The organism is Massilia sp. UYP34 (assembly GCF_056279385.1).
On the sequence record NZ_JBWBRF010000003.1, the window covers coordinates 308294 to 331118 of the forward strand.

At 65.1% G+C, this 22825-nt stretch carries 20 protein-coding genes and 3 tRNA genes; 7 read left to right on the top strand and 16 right to left on the bottom strand.

Annotated elements, in window-relative coordinates; genetic code table 11:
* The first annotated feature begins 44 nt into the window (after positions 1-44).
* Positions 45-2288 (top strand): ATP-binding protein, encoded by a 2244-nt coding sequence (locus tag ACZ9AQ_RS08045; protein ID WP_429203241.1) that lies wholly within the window; start codon positions 45-47, stop codon positions 2286-2288.
* A gap of 10 nt (positions 2289-2298) precedes the next feature.
* Positions 2299-2754, top strand: a complete 456-nt coding sequence (locus ACZ9AQ_RS08050) for a response regulator (RefSeq protein ID WP_429203242.1) — start codon at positions 2299-2301, stop codon at positions 2752-2754.
* Here the strand turns inward: ACZ9AQ_RS08050 and ACZ9AQ_RS08055 are convergent.
* Complete coding sequence (locus tag ACZ9AQ_RS08055) at positions 2736-4385, bottom strand: response regulator (protein WP_429203243.1); 1650 nt, start codon at positions 4383-4385, stop codon at positions 2736-2738. The genes ACZ9AQ_RS08050 and ACZ9AQ_RS08055 overlap by 19 nt on opposite strands.
* 159 nt (positions 4386-4544) lie before the next feature.
* Here ACZ9AQ_RS08055 and ACZ9AQ_RS08060 point away from each other — a divergent pair, with 159 nt between their 5' ends.
* From ACZ9AQ_RS08060 to ACZ9AQ_RS08070, 3 genes are read left to right on the top strand one after another with little or no spacing between them, the layout of a single operon-like run.
* Positions 4545-4865 carry a hypothetical protein gene (locus ACZ9AQ_RS08060; protein WP_429203244.1) on the top strand — a complete coding sequence of 107 codons (321 nt, stop codon included), beginning with the start codon at positions 4545-4547 and terminating at the stop codon, positions 4863-4865.
* 60 nt (positions 4866-4925) lie between these two features.
* The gene (locus tag ACZ9AQ_RS08065) at positions 4926-5366 is read left to right on the top strand and encodes a YeeE/YedE family protein (protein WP_429203245.1); all 441 of its coding nucleotides are present in this window, start codon (positions 4926-4928) and stop codon (positions 5364-5366) included.
* Positions 5363-5818 (top strand): DUF6691 family protein, encoded by a 456-nt coding sequence (locus ACZ9AQ_RS08070; RefSeq protein ID WP_429203246.1) that lies wholly within the window; start codon positions 5363-5365, stop codon positions 5816-5818. The genes ACZ9AQ_RS08065 and ACZ9AQ_RS08070 overlap by 4 nt, the downstream gene beginning before the upstream one ends.
* A gap of 54 nt (positions 5819-5872) precedes the next feature.
* On the opposite strand, the gene ACZ9AQ_RS08075 is transcribed toward ACZ9AQ_RS08070, so the two are convergent.
* Positions 5873-5948 (bottom strand) — tRNA-Asn (locus ACZ9AQ_RS08075).
* A 140-nt stretch (positions 5949-6088) separates the two neighbouring features.
* On the opposite strand from ACZ9AQ_RS08075, the gene purT reads away from it, so the two are divergent.
* Positions 6089-7303, top strand: a complete 1215-nt coding sequence (gene purT, locus ACZ9AQ_RS08080) for a formate-dependent phosphoribosylglycinamide formyltransferase (protein WP_429203247.1) — start codon at positions 6089-6091, stop codon at positions 7301-7303.
* Positions 7304-7459: 156 nt separating this feature from the next.
* On the opposite strand, the gene ACZ9AQ_RS08085 is transcribed toward purT, so the two are convergent.
* The 4 genes from ACZ9AQ_RS08085 to ACZ9AQ_RS08100 form a co-directional block, all read right to left on the bottom strand.
* A tRNA-Asn gene (locus tag ACZ9AQ_RS08085) sits at positions 7460-7535 on the bottom strand.
* Between the two features lie 66 nt (positions 7536-7601).
* Positions 7602-8360: an alpha/beta fold hydrolase gene (locus ACZ9AQ_RS08090; protein ID WP_429203248.1), complete on the bottom strand. Its 759-nt coding sequence runs from the start codon at positions 8358-8360 to the stop codon at positions 7602-7604.
* An 89-nt stretch (positions 8361-8449) separates the two neighbouring features.
* Positions 8450-8525, bottom strand: a tRNA-Asn gene (locus ACZ9AQ_RS08095).
* Between the two features lie 113 nt (positions 8526-8638).
* Positions 8639-9850, bottom strand: coding sequence for an amino acid aminotransferase (locus ACZ9AQ_RS08100; protein WP_429203249.1), 1212 nt, complete (start codon positions 9848-9850; stop codon positions 8639-8641).
* A gap of 120 nt (positions 9851-9970) precedes the next feature.
* Here ACZ9AQ_RS08100 and uvrB point away from each other — a divergent pair, with 120 nt between their 5' ends.
* Complete coding sequence (uvrB, locus tag ACZ9AQ_RS08105; protein WP_429203250.1) at positions 9971-12079, top strand: excinuclease ABC subunit UvrB; 2109 nt, start codon at positions 9971-9973, stop codon at positions 12077-12079.
* A gap of 169 nt (positions 12080-12248) precedes the next feature.
* On the opposite strand, the gene ACZ9AQ_RS08110 is transcribed toward uvrB, so the two are convergent.
* The 10 genes from ACZ9AQ_RS08110 to hfq all read right to left on the bottom strand — a co-directional run bounded on the left by ACZ9AQ_RS08110 (position 12249) and on the right by hfq (position 22769).
* Positions 12249-14267, bottom strand: a complete 2019-nt coding sequence (locus tag ACZ9AQ_RS08110; RefSeq protein ID WP_429203251.1) for a hybrid sensor histidine kinase/response regulator — start codon at positions 14265-14267, stop codon at positions 12249-12251.
* A gap of 98 nt (positions 14268-14365) precedes the next feature.
* Complete coding sequence (locus tag ACZ9AQ_RS08115) at positions 14366-14998, bottom strand: PEP-CTERM sorting domain-containing protein (protein WP_429203252.1); 633 nt, start codon at positions 14996-14998, stop codon at positions 14366-14368.
* Between the two features lie 106 nt (positions 14999-15104).
* Positions 15105-15701: a MarC family protein gene (locus ACZ9AQ_RS08120; protein ID WP_429203253.1), complete on the bottom strand. Its 597-nt coding sequence runs from the start codon at positions 15699-15701 to the stop codon at positions 15105-15107.
* A gap of 125 nt (positions 15702-15826) precedes the next feature.
* Positions 15827-16366, bottom strand: a complete 540-nt coding sequence (locus ACZ9AQ_RS08125; RefSeq protein WP_429203254.1) for a phosphoribosyltransferase — start codon at positions 16364-16366, stop codon at positions 15827-15829.
* Positions 16367-16389: 23 nt separating this feature from the next.
* Positions 16390-17706, bottom strand: coding sequence for an adenylosuccinate synthase (locus ACZ9AQ_RS08130; RefSeq protein ID WP_429203255.1), 1317 nt, complete (start codon positions 17704-17706; stop codon positions 16390-16392).
* Positions 17707-17709: 3 nt separating this feature from the next.
* Positions 17710-18864 (bottom strand): ATP phosphoribosyltransferase regulatory subunit, encoded by a 1155-nt coding sequence (locus ACZ9AQ_RS08135; RefSeq protein WP_429203256.1) that lies wholly within the window; start codon positions 18862-18864, stop codon positions 17710-17712.
* Between the two features lie 253 nt (positions 18865-19117).
* Positions 19118-19996 (bottom strand): protease modulator HflC, encoded by an 879-nt coding sequence (gene hflC / locus ACZ9AQ_RS08140; protein ID WP_429203257.1) that lies wholly within the window; start codon positions 19994-19996, stop codon positions 19118-19120.
* The gene (hflK, locus tag ACZ9AQ_RS08145) at positions 19996-21282 is read right to left on the bottom strand and encodes an FtsH protease activity modulator HflK (protein WP_429203258.1); all 1287 of its coding nucleotides are present in this window, start codon (positions 21280-21282) and stop codon (positions 19996-19998) included. The genes hflC and hflK overlap by 1 nt, the downstream gene beginning before the upstream one ends.
* Before the next feature lie 3 nt (positions 21283-21285).
* Positions 21286-22497 (bottom strand): GTPase HflX, encoded by a 1212-nt coding sequence (gene hflX, locus ACZ9AQ_RS08150; RefSeq protein ID WP_429203382.1) that lies wholly within the window; start codon positions 22495-22497, stop codon positions 21286-21288.
* Between the two features lie 32 nt (positions 22498-22529).
* On the bottom strand, positions 22530-22769 hold the full coding sequence (hfq, locus tag ACZ9AQ_RS08155; protein ID WP_005666255.1) for an RNA chaperone Hfq: 240 nt from the start codon (positions 22767-22769) through the stop codon (positions 22530-22532).
* Positions 22770-22825 lie beyond the last annotated feature (56 nt).

Here is a 22825-nt window from a genome sequence, read left to right on the forward strand (position 1 = left end):
GCGATACAATAGGGTATGTCTTTCGCTTGTTCCTTTACAGCCTCATGACCCAAGCCCTCCCTGACCAACTCGACCTGATCGGCTGCGACAAGGAAGCAATTCGCACGCCCGGCAGTATCCAGCCGCATGGCTTCATGCTGACCCTGTCGCCAGCGCTCGACGTGCATCAGGCCAGCGCCAACCTTGCCAGCTTCACGGGCGTCGACGTCCAGCACGCGATCGGCAAACCGCTGGCCGACGTGATCGGACCGGACGCCAGCGCACGCGTGGCGCTCGAGCTGGGCAGCGACACCCTCGGTCAGCGCCCGACCTATCTCGGCACGGTGACCCTTCCGAACGGTAATCATTTCGATGTGCTGGGCCACCTGTGGGACGGCGTGGTGATCGCCGAATTCGAAGCCGTCGAGCGCGCCCATCCGGCCGACTTCCGCCACCTGTATCCCCTGATCAGCGACTTCCTCGCCAAGGTCAACGATCACGCCTCGATTCCCGCCCTGTCCGACCTGGCCGCACGCCACGTACGCCTGATGACCGGCTATGGCCGCGTGATGGTCTACCAGTTCGATGCCAGCGGTCATGGCCGCGTGGTGGCCGAGTCGAAGGCGGCCGACTACGATTCGTACATGAATCAGTCGTTCCCGGCCAGCGACATCCCGGCCCAGGCGCGCGAGCTGTATGCCCTGTCGCCGATCCGCCTGATCCAGAATGCGGACTACGACCCGGCGCCACTGGTTCCGGGCGACAACCCAGTCACCGGCGCCCGCAACGACTTGTCGTTCGCCGCATTGCGCAGCGTCTCGCCGGTGCACCTGCAATACATGCGCAACATGGGCACGCTGGCGTCGATGTCGGTGTCGCTGATCGTCAAGGGCAAGCTGTGGGGCCTGATCTCCTGCCATAACGCCACCCCCTGCCCGGTGCCGGTCGAAAAGCGCACCGCCTGCGAGCAATTGGGCCAACTGCTCGCACTGTGCATCGAAACGCGCGAAGACGGCGCCGAACTGCAGTTCCGCCTCGACGTGCGCCGCATCATGGTCGAGGTGCTGGGCCACCTCACCAAGGGCGCCGACTTCATCGACAACCTGAGCGGCGTGTTCCCCGAATTGCTGCGCTTCGCACGCGCCGGCGGCGTGGCGATCGTGGTGGACGACCGCATCCTGACGTATGGCGAGACGCCGGACGAGCAGGCGATCCGCGCGCTGTCCACCTGGCTCGCCGTGCACGGCCACACCGAGCTGTTCCATACCAACCATCTGGCCGAAGCGTATGCGCCGGCCAGCGAACTGACGCGCGTTGCCAGCGGCCTGCTGGCGCTGCCGATCTCGCGCATCCACCAGCACTATCTGCTGTGGTTCCGCCCGGAGCTGGTGCAGACCGTCGAATGGGCCGGCAACCCCTATGAAAAGCAGGCGTCGACGCCCGCCCTCCCCCGGCTCTCGCCGCGCCAGAGCTTCGCAGCCTGGCGCGAGACCATCCACGGCTACAGCCTGCCCTGGCACGCGGCCGAGATCGAGCTGGCGATCGAATTTCGCAGCGCGCTGCTGGGCATCGCGCTCGAGCGCGCCGAGCAGATGGCCGAACTGGCCGAGGAACTGGGCCGCGCCAACAAGGAACTCGAGGCGTTTTCGTATTCGGTCTCGCACGACCTGCGTGCGCCGCTGCGCCATATCGTCGGTTTCTCCGACCTGTTGATCGAATCGGCCGGCAGCGAGGACGCCGCCATGCGCGAGCGTTTTTTGACGAATATCAAACAGTCGGCCCGCCTGGCTGGCAAGCTCGTCGATGACTTGCTGTCGTTCTCGCAGATGGGCCGCGCGGCCCTGCGCCCGACCCACGTCGACATGACCGAACTGGTCTCGGGCTGCATCGACAAGCTGGACATCGACATCGGGCAGCGCAAGGTCGACTGGCACATCGATCGCCTGCCGGTGGTGTTCGCCGATCCCGGCTTCCTGCACCTGGCGATGTTCAACCTGCTGTCGAACGCGGTCAAGTTCACCGGCGAGCGCGAACAGGCCGTGATCCGGGTCTGGTGCGAGGACGCCGGCGACGACCACGTATTCCACGTGGCCGACAACGGCGCCGGCTTCAATATGGACTACGTGCACAAGCTGTTCGGCGTATTCCAGCGCCTGCACCGCATGGAAGACTTCCAGGGCACCGGCATCGGCCTGGCCAATGTCAGGCGCATCGTCGAGCGCCACAATGGCCATGCCTGGGCCAATTCAACACCCGGCGAAGGGGCAACGTTCTCCTTCAGCCTTCCAAAAAAATACGCATCCAACTAAGGCGATATTCATGCTCAAGCCTATCCTCCTGGTGGAAGACAATCCCCATGATCTGGAGCTGACGCTCATCGCACTGTCGAAGAGCCAGCTCGCCAACGAAGTCGTGGTCGTGCGCGACGGCGCGGAAGCGCTCGACTACCTGAAGCGCCGCGGCGAGTTCGCCCAGCGCCAGCTCGGCAGCCCGGCCGTGATCCTGCTCGACCTCAAGCTGCCCAAGGTCGACGGACTCGAAGTACTCAAGGAAATCCGGCAGACCGAGGCACTGAAGGCGGTGCCGGTGGTGATGCTGACCTCGTCCAAGGAAGAACAGGACGTGGTGCGCAGCTACCAGCTGGGCGTGAACGCCTACGTCGTCAAGCCGGTGGAATTCAACGAGTTCGTGCGCGCGATCGGCGACCTCGGCATCTTCTGGGCGGTGCTCAACGAACCGCCGCCAGGCTCGCGCCGCTACATCAAGCCGAAGTGAGTCGGCGCTGACGGCCGGTTCACGGCGCGCCTGGCGCGCCGCAGCAGGTGACGGATGCGCGCGCTGAGCGCGTCCGGGTGGTAGGGTTTTTGCAGCAGGTGGACCGACGAGTCCAGCTTGCCCTCATGCGCCAGCACGCCCTCGGCATAGCCCGAGGTGTACAGCACCTGGCACTCCGGCAGATGGCGGTGCACGATCTCGCCCAGCTGCAGGCTGCTGACCGGTCCCGGCATGATCACGTCGGTAAACACCAGGTCGATATGGCGGCCGGTCTCGATGATCCGGGCCGCCTCGGCCGCATTGGCCGCTTCCAGCACCTCGTAGCCCAGCGCGGACAGGATGCCGCAGGTCGACGAGCGCACGTTCGGTTCGTCCTCGACCACGAGAATGGTCTCCAGGCCGCCGGCCAGCGGCAGGTGCGGCGACGGCTCCTCGCTCGCCGCCGGCGCCGAACGGCTGCGCGGCAGGTAGATGCGCACGCTGCTGCCCTTGCCCGGTTCGCTGTGCAGCACGATCTCGCCGCCCGACTGTTTCACGAAACCATACGCCATCGACAGACCCAGCCCGGTTCCCTGACCGGTCGGCTTGGTGGTGAAGAACGGCTCGAAGGCGCGCCGCAGCACATCGGGCGGCATGCCCTTGCCGGTATCGGCGATCTCGAGCATCACGTAATCGTTGTGCGGCACTTCGGGCGGCAATTCGTCGTCGCCGCCGATGTTGGCCCCGCGGATGGTGAGCGTGCCGCCATCGGGCATGGCGTCGCGCGCATTGATGACCAGGTTCAGCAGCACATTATTGAGCTGGTTCGGGTCGATCATGGTGCTGCCGAGGCCAGGCGCGATCTCGGTGCGCACCAGGGTGCTGGCGCCGAGCACGCGGCGCGCCATATCGTCCATCTCGCGCAGCAGGTGGCCGGGATCGATCACCACCGATTGCAGCGGCTGGCGGCGCGCGAAGGCGAGCAGGTGCGCGGCCAGCTTGGCGCCGCGCTCCACGCCCGACAACGCCATCTCGACCCGCGCCTGCGCCGCTTCGTTCAGGTTGCCGACCAGCTTGAGCAGTTGCAGGTTGCCGCCGATGATCTGCAGCACGTTATTGAAATCGTGGGCGACGCCGCCGGTGAGCTGGCCGATCGCTTCCATCTTCTGCGCCTGCTGCAGCGCCGACTGGCTGGCGGCCAGCTCTTCCTGGCTGCGGCGCAGCGAGGCGAACGCCTGGTCGCGCTCGCGCCGCGCGATGCAGGCGCTGCTGTGGTGGCGCACGCGCGCCACCAGCTCGCGCGGATCAGGCCACTTGACCATGTAGTCGCTGGCGCCGATGGCGAAGGCCTTGGCCTTGATGTCGGGATCGTCCTCGGACGAGAGCAGGATGACCGGGAGGTCTTCGGTGTCGGGATGGGCGCGCAGCCGGGCGATCACCGAGAAGCCGTCGAGGCCGCCGGGCATGCGCAGGTCGACCAGCACCACGGTCGCGTCGATCTGCCGGGCCACCTCCACGGCGCGCTCGGGGCTGGATTCGTACATCAACTGGTGACCGGCACAACCCTTCAGGCCATGGGCGATGATGTCCTGCGCAAACGATTCATCATCGATCAACAGCACGGAGCAGCGGGTGGAGTCGTCTTCGATCATGCAACGGCGTCGCTTTCAGGAATGATGGTAAAACGTTATTGCAAACGTGTAAGGTTAATTTTACCTCAATATCATTTAACAAGTGGAAATTGACGCCAGTTCCGAATTGAAAACAGCGGGACAAGTCTTGTGCACCCCATGATTACGCACCATATCCGATTGAGCAAGCAAAAACAACCGGAGCAAACCGTGGTTGCCAACCTCTGTCCGCTGTGCGAACGCATCCTGGGAACCGTCAATATCGACCGCCACCACTTGATCCCGAAGACATTCAAGGGCAAGGAACAGTTTGCGATCCACAAGATTTGCCATCGCAAGATTCACTCGGCATTTACCGAACGCGAGCTACTGCAAACTTACCATACCTGGGAAGCGCTGCGCCGACATGAAGATATCGCAAGTTTTATCGCCTGGGTGGCGAAAAAGCCGCCGGAGTTCTACACCCGCACTTACCCGTCCAACAAGAAAAAGAGCCGCTGAGCGATAGGCCAACGATAACTTCTGCGCGCATCCGCGGTCCAATGTGGATCGGGGGATGCGATGGACATCGACTGGGTCGCTTTTACGCCGTGGTCGGCGCTGGCCGGCGGGCTGCTGGTCGGTCTGGCGGCAGGCGGCCTGCTGCTGTTCAACGGGCGCATCGCCGGCGTCAGCGGCATCCTGGGCGGCTTGCTGCGGCCGGCGCCCGGCGAGACCGGCTGGCGCCTGGCGTTTCTCGCCGGACTGGCCTGCGCTCCCCTGCTCTACACGCTGGCGGCGACGTTGCCGCCGGTGGAGGTCGATGCGGGCTGGCCGGCCCTGATCGCGTCCGGCCTGCTGGTCGGCATCGGCACCCGCTACGGCGGCGGCTGCACCAGCGGACACGGCGTGTGCGGCATCGCGCGCGGATCAACGCGCTCGCTGGCGGCGACCGTTGCCTTCATGGGCGCCGGCTTCGCCGTCGTCTACCTGCTGCGCCATGTGTTCGGGAGCGCCCCATGAAGATCCTGTTCGCCCTGTGGGCCGGCCTGCTGTTCGGGACCGGGCTGATCCTGTCTGGAATGACCGATCCGGCCAAGGTGCTGGCCTTTCTCGACCTGGCCGGCGCCTGGGATCCGTCGCTCGGCATCGTGATGGGCGGCGCGCTGCTGGCCGCCATGCCGGCCTACGCGCTCGCGCGGCGCCGGCGCCGCTCCCTGCTCGGCGAGCCGCTGCAGTTGCCGGCAGCGACCCGTATCGACCGCCGGCTGCTGATGGGCAGCCTGGCGTTCGGCGCCGGCTGGGGACTGGCGGGGTATTGTCCCGGGCCGGCGGTGGCGTCGGTCCTGGTGGGCGGCGTCAAGCCGCTGCTGTTCTTCCTGGCGATGGTGGCGGGGATGGCGATCCACGAGTTATTGCAACGGCGACTGCAACGGCGCGCAAAACGGCAGGAGACGCCGCGCGCGGCGGCGTGAGGGCGCTGCCAAAAGCAAAAAGGGCCGCACTCGCATGCGGCCCTTCTCTTGTTCTGGCTCCCCGACCTGGACTCGAACCAGGGACCTGCGGATTAACAGTCCGTCGCTCTACCAACTGAGCTATCAGGGAATTGAGGCAATATTATAGCCGGGCGTTTGCAGTTTGACCAGTGCAACTTGCGAATCGGGCCGCCGCCCGATCCGGCGCCGCGTGCTTTGCTATAGTTTCGGCTTTGCCGCGCGCGGCCTGCTACTTTACCTGGACCAACCATGACCACTCCCCGCCCCCTCGGCACCCCGCTCTCCCCGTCCGCAACCAAAGTCATGCTGCTCGGCTCCGGCGAGCTCGGCAAGGAAGTGATCATCGCCCTGCAACGCCTGGGCGTCGAAGTGATCGCCGTCGACCGCTACCCGAACGCGCCCGGCCACCAGGTGGCGCACCGCGCGCACGTGATCGACATGACCGACGGCGCCGCGCTGCAGGCGCTGATCGAGCGCGAACGGCCCGACCTGGTGGTGCCCGAGATCGAGGCGATCGCCACCGACAAGCTGGCCGAACTCGAGGCCGCGGGCCGCATCACCTGCATCCCGACCGCGCGCGCGGCCCAGCTGACCATGAACCGCGAAGGCATCCGCCGCCTGGCAGCAGAGGAGCTGGGCCTGGCGACCTCGCCCTACCGTTTCGCCAGCAGCCTGGCGCAGCTCCAGGAAGCGTGCGAAGCGGTCGGCTTTCCCTGCGTGGTCAAGCCGGTGATGTCGTCGTCCGGCAAGGGCCAGTCGAAGCTCGATTCGGCCGCCGACGTGCAGGATGCGTGGGACTACGCCGCCGCGGGCGGCCGGGTCGACGCCGGCCGCGTGATCGCCGAAGGGTTCATCGATTTCGACTACGAGATCACCCTGCTGACCGTGCGTTCGCTGGGCGCCGACGGCAAGATCGAAACGAACTTCTGCGAGGCGATCGGGCACAAGCAGGTGCAGGGAGACTACGTCGAATCGTGGCAACCGCATCCGATGCAGCCGCTGGCGCTCGAGCGCGCGCGCGACATCGCGGCCAAGGTCACCGCCAACCTGGGCGGCCTGGGCGTGTTTGGCGTCGAGCTGTTCGTCAAGGGCGACATGGTGTGGTTCTCGGAAGTGAGCCCGCGCCCGCACGACACCGGCATGGTGACGATGGCGAGCCAGGTGCAGAGCGAATTCGAGCTGCACGCCAAGGCCATCCTCGGCCTGCCGGTGAACACGGCATTGCGCGCGCCAGGCGCATCGAGCGTGATCTATGGCCAGCTGGACGAAGCCGGCATCGCCTTCGAGGGCGTGGCCGAGGCGCTGCGCGTGCCGGGCGCCGACCTGCGCCTGTTCGGCAAGCCGGAATCGTTCGCGCGCCGCCGCATGGGCGTGGCGCTGGCCACCGCCGACGACGTCGACACCGCGCGCCGGCGTGCGCTGGACGCGGCATCGAAGGTCAAGCCGGTGTCCGGCAAGCGCTGAACGACAGCACCGAACTCATCGCGCCGAACAGGTTGATCTCGAATTTCAGCCTGTTCGTGGAGGCGCTGACGGGAAGAGGGCGAGATGGCGCTTCGCGCCTGCCGCGCAAGCTCCATGCAAAAAGGGCCGCATTCGCATGCGGCCCTTCTCGTGTTCTGGCTCCCCGACCTGGACTCGAACCAGGGACCTGCGGATTAACAGTCCGTCGCTCTACCAACTGAGCTATCAGGGAAAGGAGGCCGCATTATACCTGCTGTTTTCGATTTCGCAAGTGCCCACACGACGAAAACACGTGAAACTAGGCGGTCGCGCGCGCGACCAGCCGCTTCAAGGCGTCCAGCACCAGCTCCGGCTCGGTCAGCTGCGGGAAGTGGGCGCTGCGCCGCGCCTCGATGCGCTCGCCCAGCGGCGACAAGGCAGCCAGCGCCAGCTGGGAGCGCTCACGCGCGCGCACCAGGGCGGCCGGCACCATCCAGCGCGGCAGGCGCTTGGTGCCCGACAACACCGTCACCGGCACCGGCGGAAACGCCGGCGCTTCCTGGATGTCCTTCACGGTCTCGAATTCGTGCCTGATCTCGTCGAATTGATCGCGCGGCGACATCCGGTCGAGCAGCTTGATGAAGCCGCGCTGCAGCGGCGACTGGAATCCCTTGAGCGTCGTGACATCGTCCGGCGCGGTGGCTTCCAGGAACAACACGCCGACCACTTCGTCGGCGAAGGCGCGCGCGAACAGGTTCGCATGCAAGCCGCCGAAGGAGTGGCCGACCAGCACGAACGGCGGCTCGACGCCGGCCGCCTGCAGCAGCAGGCGCAGCTGGGCCACCACGGTCTCGCCATACTGCGCCTCGCGCGGCTTGGGACTGCCGCCCACGCCGGGCCGATCGTAGGCGAACACCGTGCCCAATTGCTCGATCTCGGGATACAGCTTGTACCAGCCGTCGAGCGGGCCGCCCGCGCCATTGATCAGCACGATCGACGGCTTGCCGCGCCCCGACTTCATCAAGCGGAACATCTGCCCCTCGATCAGGGTGGCATGGCTTTTCGGCAGTTGCTTCACGCGAATCTCCTGTGACGATCGAATGGCGCTCACCCCGCGCGCCGCAAAGCAAAAAGGCCGCATCTCACGACGCGGCCTTTTCAGTATTCTGGCTCCCCGACCTGGACTCGAACCAGGGACCTGCGGATTAACAGTCCGTCGCTCTACCAACTGAGCTATCAGGGAATTGATGCTGCATTATATGGCTGCTGAAACGTTTCTGTCAAATTTGCCCAGACCGCAACCGCCACTCCTGCTGCTCTCCCCACCTGCCGTGGCAGTTGCGGAGAGCCGGGATTTTAGAGAACTTTGGCAACCGCGTCAACGACGCGATCGATATTGGTCGAGTTCAGCGCGGCGACGCAGATGCGGCCGGTGTCCACGGCGTAGATCGATTGCTCGCGCAGCTTGCCCACTTGCTCCTTGGTCAGGCCCGAATACGAGAACATGCCGACCTGCCGGCGCACGAATTCGAAGTCGTGCTCCGGCGCCTTGGCCTTGAGCTTCTCGACCATGGCGCCGCGCATTTCGCGGATGCGCACGCGCATGCCGGCCAGTTCTTCTTCCCACAGCTTGCGCAACTCGGGGGTCGACAGGACGGTCGCGACGACCTTGCCGCCATGGGTCGGCGGGTTCGAGTAGTTGGTGCGCACCACGCGCTTCAGTTGCGACAGCACGCGCGCTGCTTCTTCACCGCTGGTGGCGACGATCGACAGCGCGCCGACGCGCTCGCCATACAGCGAGAACGACTTCGAGAACGAGTTCGACACCAGGAGCGGCATGCCGGTGTCGGCGAAGCGGCGCACGACGGCGCCATCTTCGTCGATGCCGTTGGCGAAGCCCTGGTAAGCCATGTCCAGGAACGGCACCAGGCCGCCAGCCTGCACGGCGGCGATCACTTCGTCCCACTGCGCTTGCGACAGGTCGGCGCCGGTCGGGTTGTGGCAGCAGGCGTGCAGCACCACGATCGAGCCGGCAGGCATGGCCTTGAGCGCGGCCAGCATGCCGTCGAAGTTCACGCCGCGGGTGCTCGGGTCGTAGTAGGCGTAGTTGTGCACGGTGAAGCCCGCGCTTTCGAACAGCGCGCGGTGGTTCTCCCAGCTCGGGTCGCTGATGTAGACGTCGGCGTGCGGCAGGAAGCGCTTGAGGAAGTCGGCGCCGATCTTGAGCGCGCCGGTGCCGCCCAGGGCCTGCACGGTGATCGCACGCTTCTCTTGAATAACCGCGCTGTCGGCACCAAATACCAGTTCTTGCACGGCCTTGTCGTACGCCGCCAGGCCCTCGATCGGCAGGTAGGTGCGCGGCGCAGGCTGCGCCATCAGTTTCGCTTCCGCTTTCTGTACGCACTCCAACAGTGGCACCTTGCCGTTATCGTCATAATAGACACCGACGCCAAGATTGATCTTGGCGGGATTGGTGTCGGCATTGAAGGCTTCGGTGATGCCCAGGATAGGGTCGCGCGGGGCCATCTCAATGGCGCCAAAAAGGCTGGCAGAAGCAGTGGAAGTCATCGTGATAAACTCGTTTGTGTCGGCTGGGTTGACAGCGGCGGGGTTAGCAATTGTATAGACAGCGGCCCCTTGTGTTGCAAGGCCGCGAGCGGATTCTCATTCTAACAAAGGTCTGTAAGTATGGCTGATTTATCCATCGCAACTTCTCCGGAATCGACGACCGACTCCACCGTGCTCACTTTTCCGGATTCGCCGTTCAAGCTGCACCAGCCCTTCCCGCCGGCCGGCGACCAGCCGACCGCGATCGAGGGCCTGATCGAAGGCATCAACGACGGGCTGTCGTACCAGACGCTGCTTGGCGTGACCGGCTCCGGCAAGACCTACACGATGGCCAACGTGATCGCGCGCGCCGGCCGGCCGGCGATCGTGTTCGCACCGAACAAGACGCTGGCGGCGCAGCTGTATTCGGAGTTTCGCGAATTCTTCCCGCAGAACGCGGTCGAGTATTTCGTCTCGTACTACGATTACTACCAGCCCGAAGCCTATGTGCCGCAGCGCGACCTGTTCATCGAAAAGGACTCGTCGATCAACGAGCACATCGAGCAGATGCGCCTGTCGTGCACCAAGTCGCTGATGGAACGGCGCGACGTGGTCATCGTGGCCACCGTGTCGGCGATCTACGGTATCGGTAATCCGAACGAATACCACAAGATGATCCTGACCCTGCGCCACAAGGACAAGGTGGCGCAGCGCGACATCATCGCGCGCCTGATCCAGATGCAGTACACCCGCAACGAGATGGATTTCCCGCGCGGCTCGTTCCGCGTGCGCGGCGACACCATCGACATCTTCCCGGCCGAGCATGCCGAACTGGCGATCCGCGTCGAGATGTTCGACGATGAGATCGAGTCGCTCCAGCTGTTCGACCCGCTGACGGGCCGAGTGCGCCAGAAGATCCCGCGCTTTACCGTGTATCCGGGCTCGCACTACGTTACCCCGCGTTCCACCGTGCTGCGCGCGGTCGAGTCGATCAAGGCGGAACTGCGCGACCGCCTCGACTACTTCCGCAAGGAGAACAAGCTGATCGAGGAACAGCGCCTCGAACAGCGCACTCGTTTCGACCTCGAGATGATGGCCGAGATCGGCTTTACCAAGGGCATCGAGAACTACTCGCGCCACTTGTCCGGCGCGATGCCGGGCGAACCGCCGCCGACCCTGATCGACTACCTGCCGAAAGACGCGCTGATGTTCATGGACGAGTCGCACGTGATGGTCGGCCAGCTCAACGCGATGTACAGCGGCGACCGTTCGCGCAAGACGAACCTGGTCGACTATGGCTTCCGCCTGCCGTCGGCGCTGGACAACCGGCCGCTGAAATTCCAGGAATTCGAGAGCAAGGCGCGCCAGACGATTTTTGTGTCGGCCACACCGGCCGACTACGAGCAGGGCAAGGCCGACAACGTGGTCGAGCAGGTAGTGCGCCCCACCGGCCTGGTCGACCCGCAGATCATCGTGCGCCCCGCCCTGTCGCAGGTCGACGACCTGATGAGCGAGATCAGCGACCGCATCGCCAAGAACGAGCGCGTGCTGGTGACCACGCTGACCAAGCGCATGGCCGAGCAGCTCACCGAGTACCTGGGCGACCACGGCATCAAGGTGCGCTACCTGCACAGCGACATCGACACGGTCGAGCGGGTCGAAATCCTGCGCGACCTGCGCCTGGGCACCTTCGACGTGCTGGTCGGGATCAACCTGCTGCGCGAGGGCCTGGACTTGCCCGAGGTGTCGCTGGTGGCGGTGCTCGACGCCGACAAGGAGGGCTTCCTGCGTTCCGAACGTTCGCTGATCCAGACCATCGGCCGCGCCGCGCGTAACCTCAACGGCGTGGCGATCCTGTACTGCGACCAGATCACCGATTCGATGCGGCGCGCGATCGACGAGACCGAGCGCCGCCGCGCCAAGCAGATCGCCTTCAACGAGGCCAACGGCATCACGCCGAAGGGTGTGCAGAAGAAGATCAAGGAAATGATCGACGGCGTGTACAGCAGCGCCGCGCAGAAGGCCATGGTCGAGGGCGCGCACGAGGATGCGGCGACGGCCAAGGTCGAGTCGATGAGCGAGAAGCAGATCAGCAAGGAGATCAAGCGCCTCGAAAAGCTCATGGTCGACCATGCCAAGAACCTCGAGTTCGAGAAGGCGGCGCAGGTGCGCGACCAACTGCACGTGCTCAAGCAGCAGGCGTTCGGGGCGCCGGGGGCGGATAACGTGGTGTCGATGCTGGGCAAATAACTCGCCCACCAGTGCGCAGCATGCGCGCGTCGTTCCCGCGCAGGCGGGAACCCAAGTTCGTCCTGTTGCCGATATATTTGAACGCTGTGTTGACGCACGCACACTTGGGTTCCCGCCTTCGCGGGAACGACGTGCTGGCGCTATCAACCAAGGCAACGCCCGGCTCGGCTCAGGCGTTGTGCGTCGCCACTCCCGCCAGCAACTCCAGCAATTTCGCCAGGTCCGCCGGCTTGACCATGTGATGATCGAATCCGGCGTTGTGCGCCAGTTGCCGGTCTTCCGCCTGCCCATAGCCCGTCAGCGCCACCAGCATCGCCTGGGTGGTCTCGGGCATCGCGCGCAACCGGCGCGCCAGCTCATGGCCGTCGATGTCGGGCAGCCCGATGTCGAGCAGGGCCACGTCCGGCGGCGCCTGCACCGCGCTCGCCAGCGCGTCCCGGCCATCGTAGGCGATGTCGACCTCATATCCATTCATTTCGAGCAGCGTCGCCAGCATCTGGGCCGCGTCGACGTTATCGTCGACCACCAGCACCCTCAGCCCGCGCGCGCCGCGCGACTGCACGTCGAGGGGCGGTGGGCCCGCGTCCGGCGCCTCGGCCAGGCACGGCAGATAGACCGCAAACTCGCTGCCCTTGCCCAGGCCTGCGCTGTGCGCCTCCACCCGTCCGCCATGCAGCATGGCCAGGCTCTTGACCAGCGCCAGGCCGAGCCCGAGGCCGCCCTGCGAGCGGTCGGGCGTGCGTTCGGCCTGGATGAACAGATCGAAAATGTAGGGCAGGATCGGCGGATCGATGCCCTGTCCGTTGTCGCGCACCGCTACCCGCACAGAGTCCGACTCGGCGCGCGCGCTGAGCACCAGGCATCCGCCCGGCGCCGTGTACTTGGCGGCATTGTTCAGGATGTTCGACACCACCTGGATCAGGCGGGTGCGGTCGCCCTCCACGCGCAAGGGGGTCGTTGCGATCTCGCACCGCAGTTCGTGGCGCCGCGCATCGATCAGCGGACGCACCTGCTCCACCGCCTCGAGCACGATGTCGCGCATCTCCAGCGCTTCCCTGGTGATCGTAACCAGGCCGCGCGTGACGCGCGAGACGTCGAGCAGGTCGTTGACCAGCGACGTCATGTGCTGGGCCTGGCGCGCGATGATGTCGCTGGCGCGCTGGATGCCGGGCGCGTCCAGCTGGCCGCGCTGCAGCAGCTGGGCGGCCGTCGCGATCGGCGCCAGCGGGTTGCGCAGCTCGTGCGCCAGCATCGCCAGGAACTGGTCCTTCTGGCGGTTGGCGGCGCGCAGCTCGTCCTCGATGCGCTTGCGCGCCGTGACGTCGCTGCCTTCCACGAAAATGCCCGAGACTTTGCCGTGCTGGTCGCGGATCGGCTGGTAGACGAAGTCGATGAAGCGCTCCTCCAGCGGCGCATTGGGGTCACGCTGCACGCGCAGCGGCACCGCGTGGCCCACGAACGGCTGGCCGGTCTGGTACACGTGGTCGAGCAGCTCGAAGAAGCCCTGCCCCTGCACCTCGGGCAGCGCGTCGCGCGCGGCCTTGCCGACCAGCGCGCGGTGGCCGACCAGTTGCAGGTAGGAACGATTGGTGAGTTCGAACACGTGGTCCGGGCCGCGCAGCACGGCGATGATGCCGGGCGCCTGCTCGAACAGGGTCACCAGGCGCTGGTTCTCTTCCTCGCGGTAGCGCTGCGCCAGCACCTCGCCGGTCATCTCGACGCAGGCGCAGAACATGCCGGCGACGGTGCCGTCCTCGTCGCGCACCGGAGAGTAGGAAAAGCGGAACCAGGTATCTTCGTCGTAGCCATGGCGGCGCATGCGCAGCGGCAGGCGGTCCATGTAACTGGCCTCGCCCTTGAGCGCGCGCACGATCAGCGGATGGATGTCATGCCAGATCTCGGCCCAGATATCATGGAAGCGCGCGCCGAGCGCGGCCGGGTGCTTGTCGCCCAAGATCGACATGTAGGAGTCGTTGTACAGGAAGCCGAGCTCGCCGCCCCAGGCGACGAACATGGGGAACTTCGAGTTGAGCATCAGGCCGACCGTCGTGCGCAGCGCCTGCGGCCATTCGCGTGGCGCCCCGAGGGACGACGCGCTCCAGTCGTGGGCGCGCATCATCGCGCCCATCATGCCGCCGCCGCTGAGGAAAGGCAGCCATTCGGAGGGTGTCGCTGGTTCCTGTTTCATTCAAGGTCCGGGAGTCGCGCACAATCTGCGTACACGACAGTGTGCCAGATTTGGGCGACGACTCCCGCACGGATGCCCGGAACGCGACTTCCTGCCGCCTAGGTCGCGCGTGCGCGCCGCCACCTGCACAGGCCAAGGCAGCCGAGCGCCATGCCGACCAGCGACAAGGTTCCGGGCTCCGGGATCTGGCTGACCGCCAGCTCGACCGAGACGTCGTCGAAGAAGATCCCCGAAGGATCGTGGTAGCCGGATAATTGCAGGATGGTCGATGTCGATGTCGCCAGCAGGTTGCGGACGATGACCTGCGTGGACGGGCCGCCCGTCAGGATATCGGTGGACGTGTTCGTGGTCGGGAAGTTGTAGATGGCGGTCGCCAGCGCGTCCCCGAACATTACCCTGACTCCATTATCGAACTGAAATATCGGAAAGCCATCCGGGCCGATCACGCCGTCCGCATACAGCCAGAAGCTCAGATCGTAGCGCTGGCCGGTCGTCGTCGGCAGGACCTGGGTGGCGAAGCAGGAGAACCCGGGGCCCAGGCAGCCGGTGCTGAGCGAGTTCACGCCACTGTGCGCGCCGCGGCCGGCGTCTCCCAGAAACCAGCCTTCGGTCAGTTCCCACGCGCCATCGCCGAGTTCAAAACTGCCGTCGCGGACAATATTGGCGCTGGCCGGCAGGGCGACTGCCGCTGCAAGCAGGACTGCTGCAACAAGACGCATTACGGATTTCATCGAGACCCCCTCTGAGCACATCCGGAAGTAAACGATGATTGATTGCCGCGAAGACGATCTGACGGGAGTCAATGCGACGGCGTATCTCCTGCCGCCCGCCGCCCGCTCACAGGGTCTGCACGAACTCCCGGATACCACCCAGCAGCATTTCGATCGACATCGCCGTCAGGATCAGGCCCATCAGGCGCTCGAAGGCGGTCATGACCTGCGGACCGAGTTTCTGCTGCAGCTTCTCGGCGCTCAGGAACACCATCAGCCAGACCACGCCCACGGCCGCCAGCGCGGCGACATGCACCATCGTGTCGGTGAAGCCGGTGGACGAGAACAACAGCACGGTGGCCAGCGCCGACGGGCCGGCCAGCGCGGGAATCGCCAGCGGCACGATGAAGGGCTCGCCGCCTTCGCTCTTGCCCAGCACGCCGTCGGGGTGCGGGAAGATCATGCGGATTGCGATCATCAGCAGGATGACGGCGCCGCCGATGCGCAGCGCGACGGGGGACAGGTGCAGCGCTTCGAGGAAGTGCTTGCCGAAGAACATGAACACCAGCAGCAGCAGGAAGGCGATGCCGCATTCGCGGATCACGATCTTGTTGCGGCGCTCGATCGGCGTGTCTTTCAGGGCGGCGGCGAATAGCGGAACGTTACCGAAGGGATCGGTCACGAGGATGAGCAGGATGAAGGTCTGGAAGAAGCTCTGGGTCATGGCTTGTTATTGTTGGGATGCCAAAAGTTGGAGTGACGCAATATTATCAGTTCAGGCAACGCCCATAAAAAAAACAGGGAAAGGCTTTCGCCCTCCCCTGTCTCGCGCCGATGGTGCCGGTCGAATTACTTCTCGAACTTCTTCAGCCAGGCCGCCAGCTGGTGCGGGCGCAGGCCGTCGTACTCTTCGAACGGCTGGTGGATCCACGGATTGTGCGGCAGGTCGTCCAGGTAGTAATCGGGACGGATCGACGAGGTGCCCTTGACCCAGATGACCGCCGACTTCACTTCGGTGACGTCCTTGTAGTTCTCGGTCAGGTGCTGGCTGACTTTGCGCAGGGTGACGCCCGAATCGGCCAGGTCGTCGACCAGCAGCACGCGGCCGGACAGCGGGCCCTTGGTCATGGTCATGTACTTCGAGATGTCCAGGTCGCCCTGCTTGGTGCCGGCTTCTTCGCGGTACGAGCTGGTCGACAGGATCGCCAGCGGCACGTCGAAGATACGCGAGAACACGTCGCCAGGACGCACGCCGCCGCGCGCCAGGCACAGCACCTGGTCGAACTTCCAGCCCGATTCATAGACCTGCAGCGCCAGGCGCTCGATCAGGCGGTGGTATTCATCCCAGGAGACCCACAGGTCCTTGTCGGTCGATACGGGGGTATTCATCTTCTACTCCAGATTGTTTTTAGTTATGCGGCAAACGGGTGACGCAGGACGATCGTTTCTTCGCGGTCCGGGCCGGTCGACACCATGTCGATCGGCACGCCCACCAGTTCTTCGATGCGCTTGATGTAGGCGCGGGCATTGGCCGGCAGCTCGTCCATCGACTTGGCGCCGACGGTGGAGTCGCGCCAGCCCGGCATCTCTTCGTACACCGGCTCGCAGCGGGCGGCATCTTCGGCGCCGACCGGGAAGATGTCGATGTCGCGGCCGTCGAGCTTGTAGCCGGTGCACAGCTTCAGCGACTCGATGCCGTCCAGCACGTCGAGCTTGGTCAGGCACATGCCCGACACGCCGTTGATCTGGACCGAGCGGCGCAGCAGCGCGGCGTCGAACCAGCCGCAGCGGCGGGCGCGGCCGGTCACGGTGCCGAATTCATGGCCGATGCGCGACAGGTGCTCGCCCACGCCGGCGTCGGTCGGCAGTTCGGCCGGGAACGGGCCCGAACCCACGCGGGTGGTGTAGGCCTTGGTGATGCCCAGGATGTAGTGCAGCATGTTCGGGCCGACGCCGGCGCCGGCGGCGGCATTGCCGGCCACGCAGTTCGACGAGGTGACGAACGGATAGGTGCCGTGGTCGACGTCGAGCAGCGAACCCTGCGCGCCTTCGAACAGCAGCTTGCCGCCCTGCTTGTGGGCCGCGTACAGCAGCGACGACACGTCGGCCACCATCGGACGCAGGCGCGGCACGAGGGCCATCGCATCGTCGTAGGTGGTCTGGAAGTCGATCGCCTCGCCGCCCAGGTAGTTGACCAGCACATGGTTGTGGTAGTCCAGGTTTTCCTTGAGCTTCTCGGCGAAGCGCTCGGCGTTGAGCAGGTCGGCGATACGGATCGCGCGGCGCGCCACTTTATCTTCGTACGCCGGGCCGATACCCTTGCAGGTGGTGCCGATCTTGTTGTCGCCGCGCTTGGCTTCGCGCGCCTTGTCGATGGCGACGTGGTAAGGCAGGATGATCGGGCACGCCTCGGAGATCTTCAGGCGCGATACCACTTCGATGCCGGCGGCCTGCAGCTTGTCGATCTCGCGCATCACGTCCGGCACCGAGACCACGACGCCGTTGCCGATGTAGCAGGCCACGCCTTCGCGCATGATGCCCGACGGGATCAGCTGCAGCGCGGTCTTCTGGCCCTTGATCACCAGGGTGTGACCAGCATTATGGCCGCCCTGGAAACGCACCACGCCAGCGGCGTGGTCGGTGAGCCAATCGACGATCTTCCCTTTGCCTTCATCGCCCCACTGGGTGCCGATGACAACGACGTTCTTTGCCACGTTAGTATTTGACATCACTTAACCTAAGTTTTTGAGAATCCAATTTCCGTTTTCGAGGACGAGCACGCGGTCGCACTCGAACTCGTCCTGAATATTGTCGTGACCAGGCATGCTCTGGATCACGACTTCGCCTGCCTTGCGCAGGTCAGCGATTTTTTCCTTCAGCTCGGGTGCATTGCCCCATGGCGCGCGGATGGAATGCTTGCGCTCGGCCAGCGGCAGCAGCCGGGCCAGTTCGCGCAGGTCGAGCGAGAAGCCGGTCGCCGGACGCGCGCGTCCGAAGGCCTCGCCCACGTGATCGTAGCGCCCACCCCTGGCGACCGCGTTGGGCAGGCCCAGCACGTACAGCGCGAACATGGCGCCGCTTTCGTACTGGTAGCCGCGCAGGTCGGCCAGGTCGATCGCCACGTCGGCGCGCCCGATGCCGCCGGCCGCCAGCGCCGCCAGTTCGGCCAGCGCGCGCGCGATGCCGGGCAGCGCCGGCAGCTGTTCGCGCGCCCTGGCCAGCACCTCGACGTCGCCGTACAGGTGCGGCAGCGCCAGCAGCGCCTGGCGGGTCTGCGGGGAATAGTTCAGCGAGATCTCGTCCAGGCCCGGCGCATCCTTGGCGCGCAGCAGGCAATGGATCTGGGCCTCGTCGCGTTTGGCGAGCGGGTCTTCGGCCAGCAGGGCGCGCAGCACGCCGACGTGGGCCAGGTCCAGGCGCACGTTGGTGAAGCCCGCCAGGGCCAGCGAGCCGAGGGCCAGTTCCTGGATCTCGGCGTCGGCTTCCAGGCCGGCATGGCCATAGATCTCGGCGCCGATCTGCACCGGCTCGCGGGTCGCGTGCAGGCCGGACGGACGGGTATGCAGGACGCTGCCGGCGTAGCACAGGCGGGTGATCGATTCGCGGTTCAGCAGGTGCGCGTCGATGCGCGCCACCTGCGTGGTCATGTCGGCGCGCAGGCCGAGCAGACGGCCCGACAGCGGGTCGACCACCTTGAAGGTCTTGAGGTCGGTATCTTCACCGGCGCCTGCCAGCAGCGACTCGGTGTATTCGAGCAGCGGCGGCATGACCAGTTCGTAGCCGTAGAGCCGGAAGTTATCGAGCATCAGGCGGCGCAGCTCTTCGATCTTGCGCGCTTCGGACGGCAAGACATCGGCAATATTCTCAGGCAATAGCCAGTTCGGCATGGGCAACAGATGGGAGTTGGGATAATTAGCTGCGACCGGCAAGGGCAACGACGGGCGTGCCAGCGCATGGCGCGAACGCCGAATCGGTGATTTTACCCGAAAACAGCGCAGGTGAGGCAGGCAATGCTGGTTCGACAGCTTCTCGGGTTGACAATCTGCCACGCCCGGGATGCCTATACATGTTGGCGCATCCCATGAAAAACGGGCTCCCGTGTGGCGGGAGCCCGTCCTGGGCAGTGGCTGGCTACGCGGTTTAACGACCCGTCGCCGCCGGCTGCTTGAAGTACTTGAAGAACTCCGAGCTCGGGTCCACCACCAGCACATCGCTGCGGTCCTTGAAGCTGGCGCGGTAGGCTTCGAGCGAACGGTAGTAGCGGGCGAATTCCGGGTTCTTGCCGAACGCTTCGGCGTAGATGGCCGAGGCTTTCGCGTCGCCGTCGCCCTTGACCTTCTCTGCGTCGCGGAAGGCTTCGGCGATGATCACGGTGCGCTGGCGGTCGGCGTCTGCGCGGATCTGCTCGGACTCGGCGGCGCCGGTCGAGCGCAGCTCGTTGGCGACGCGAACGCGCTCGGCGCGCATGCGTTCGTACACCGAGTTGTTGATCTGCTCGATGTAATCCACGCGCTTGAGGCGCACGTCGACGATGCCGACGCCGATCTCTTTTGCCTCGGCCACGACCTTGGCCTGCACCGCCGCCATCACCGCGGCGCGCTCGCCGGAAATCACTTCGCGCACGGTGCGCTTGGTGATCTCGTCGTTCAGCGCCGCCTTGATGATCTGCGACATGCGGTCGCGCGCACGGCTTTCGTCACCACCGAAGCTGACGTAGTACAGGCGCGGATCCTCGATGCGCCATTTCATGAAGGCATCGACCAGGATGTTCTTCTTCTCGGCCGTGATGAAACGGTCGGCGTCGGGCGTGTCCAGCGTGAGGATGCGCTTGTCCAGGTAGATCACGTTCTGGAACGGCGGCGGCAGCTTGAAGTGCAGGCCCGGCTGGGAGATCACTTCCTTGACCTGGCCGAGCGCGAACACGATCGCGAAGCGGCGCTGGTCGACGACGAAGATCGTGGACGACAGCAGCATCAGTGCGATGAAGCCCGCGACGAAAATAGTTACGAGGCGGTTCATCAGCGGGTCTCCCTGTCGCGTGAGGTATCACGGGTGCGCTCGTCTCGCTGGCGCACCGCTTCCATGGCCTGGGTCACTTCGGCCGGCTGGCCGTTCGGCTGCAACTGCACCGGACCGGATTTGCTGCCGACCTGGGCATCGTTGGCCGCCTGCTGCTGCATCAGCTTGTCGAGCGGCAGGTACAGCATGTTGTTGTTGGCGCGCGAGTCGACCAACACCTTGGTGGTGCTGGTGAAGATCTGCTGCATGGTGTCGATGTACATGCGGTCGCGGGTCACGGCCGGAGCGCGCGCATAGGCGGCCACCACCTGGTCGAAGCGCGACGCGTTACCGGTCGCATTCTCGACCACCATCGAGCGGTAGGCTTCGGCGTCCTGCTGCAGGCGGAAGGCCTGGCCGCGCGCCTGCGGAATGATCTGGTTGGCGTACGCTTCACCTTCATTGCGGGCGCGGGCGCGGTCCTGGCCGGCGCGCACGGCGTCGTCGAAGGCGCTCTGCACCTGTTCCGGCGGCTGCACGCCCTGCATCGTGACGTTGGTGATCAGGGCGCCCAGCGCATAGCGGTCGGCGATCGACTGCATCATCGAATGCACGTCGGCGGCGACCTTCTCGCGGCCTTCGTACAGGACGAAGTCCATCTTGTTGCGGCCGACCACTTCGCGGATCGCCGTCTCGGCGATCTGGCGCACGCTGTCGTCCTGGTCGCGGTTGTTGAACAGCCAGGCGACCGGATCCTTCAGCGTGTACTGCACCGCGAACTGGATGTCGATGATGTTTTCGTCATCGGTCAGCATCAGCGATTCTTGCGGCTGCTTGTTGCGCACGTTCGCCCGGTACCCGATCTCGGCAGTGCGGATCTGCGAGGTGTTGACGGTCTCGTGGGCCTGGAACGGATACGGCCAGCGCCAGTTGAAGCCCGGCGTGGTCGAGTGGCTGTATTTGCCGAAGGTGGTCACAACGCCGACCTGGCCCTCTTGCACGATGAAGGCGCCGCTGGCGAGCCAGATGAAGCCGACGATGACGGCGATCACGCCGGCGCCGATGCCGGCGCCGCGCATTTCGCCGCGCGGGCCGCCATTGTCGCCGCCGCCGTTGTTGTTGCCGCGGCCGCCGAACATGCGGTTCAGGCGCGCATTGAAGTCGCGCCACATCTGGTCGAGGTCGGGAGGACCGTCACCGGGACGGCGACCATCCTGGGCCTTGCGGTCGTCTTCGGGGTTGCGTCCCCAGCGTGGGTCGTTCAGCGACAATTTGACGCCGAATCTTTTTAGTAGAGAAACAAGCATAGGCTAGTTGGGCCTGACATGGGTGGAAGTTGGCATATTATCGGCAAGACCGCCGGGGTGCGCGTCCACCGACGCGTCATCCTCGGCGAGCCCGGAGGCTTCGTCGTGCTCTTCGTTTTCTGGGTTGTCATACCCGCCCCGACCCGGCGCGGATGCGGCCGCCTCGGCAATTGCCGAACGCAGCAGATCCAGGCCGGCGCCGCTGTGGGCGCTGATGAAAACCCGGTTGATCTTATCATACTCATCACGCTCGACCCCAGGTTCCAGCCCGGCGGCATCGATCTTGTTCCACACCAAAATTTGCGGAACATGATCTGCGCCAATCTCGCGCAAGACTTCATTGACCTGTTCGACCTGCTCCATCCGCGTCGGGGACGCGCTGTCGACCACGTGCAGCAAGAGGTCGGCATGGATGGTTTCTTCGAGCGTGGCGCGGAACGCGGCCACCAGCTGGTGCGGCAGTTCGCGCACGAAACCGACGGTGTCCGAGATCACGACGCTGCCGACCTCGTCGTTCAGGTACATGCGACGGCTGGTGGTGTCGAGGGTCGCGAACAGCTGGTTCGCGACGTACACGCCGGCCTTGGTCAGCGTATTGAACAGGGTCGACTTGCCGGCATTGGTATAACCGACGAGCGACACAGAAAACGTCTTGTTGCGGCCGCGCTGGCGGCGCTGGGTCTCGTGCTGCTTGCGCAGCTTGGCCAGCCGCGCGCGCAGCATCTTGACGCGCTCGCCGATCAGCCGGCGGTCGGTCTCGAGCTGGGTCTCACCCGGACCGCGCAGGCCGATACCGCCCTTTTGACGTTCCAGGTGGGTCCAGCCGCGGATCAGGCGCGTGGCCAGGTGCTGCAGCTGGGCCAGCTCGACCTGGAGTTTACCCTCGTGGCTCTTGGCGCGCTGGGCGAAGATGTCGAGGATCAGGCTGGTGCGGTCGATCACGCGCAGCTGGAGACGGCGTTCCAGGTTACGCTGCTGGGCAGGAGAGAGAGCGTGGTTGAAGATGACGATCTCGGCGCCAAGGGCCTTGGCGTCGAGGGCGATTTCGTCGGCCTTGCCGCTGCCGACGAAATGCGCGGGGTCCGGGCTGCTGCGCTTCGCCGTGATCGTGGTGATCGGTTCGGCGCCGGCGGAGCGCGCAAGCAGCGACAGTTCTTCGAGACTGGCATTGAAGTCGCCAGTCCCGAAGTCGATGCCGACCAGCGCTGCGCGCAAGGTGGGAGTGCCGGGGGCGTCAGCCATCGGCCTCACTCGGCTTCGTTGGAGTCGAGGTTAAGGTTGACGGCACGTGCCGGCACGACGGTGGAAATGGCATGCTTATAGACCATCTGGGTCACGGTATTACGAAGCAAAACGACGTATTGGTCGAAGGATTCGATGTGGCCCTGGAGTTTGATACCGTTGACGAGGTAGATCGAGACAGGGACGTGTTCCTTGCGCAAGGCGTTGAGGAATGGGTCTTGTAACAGTTGCCCTTTGTTGCTCATAACAGCTCCGTAATGTTGTTGTAGTTAAAAGTTTGAGGCGATGTGCCGGATTTCAA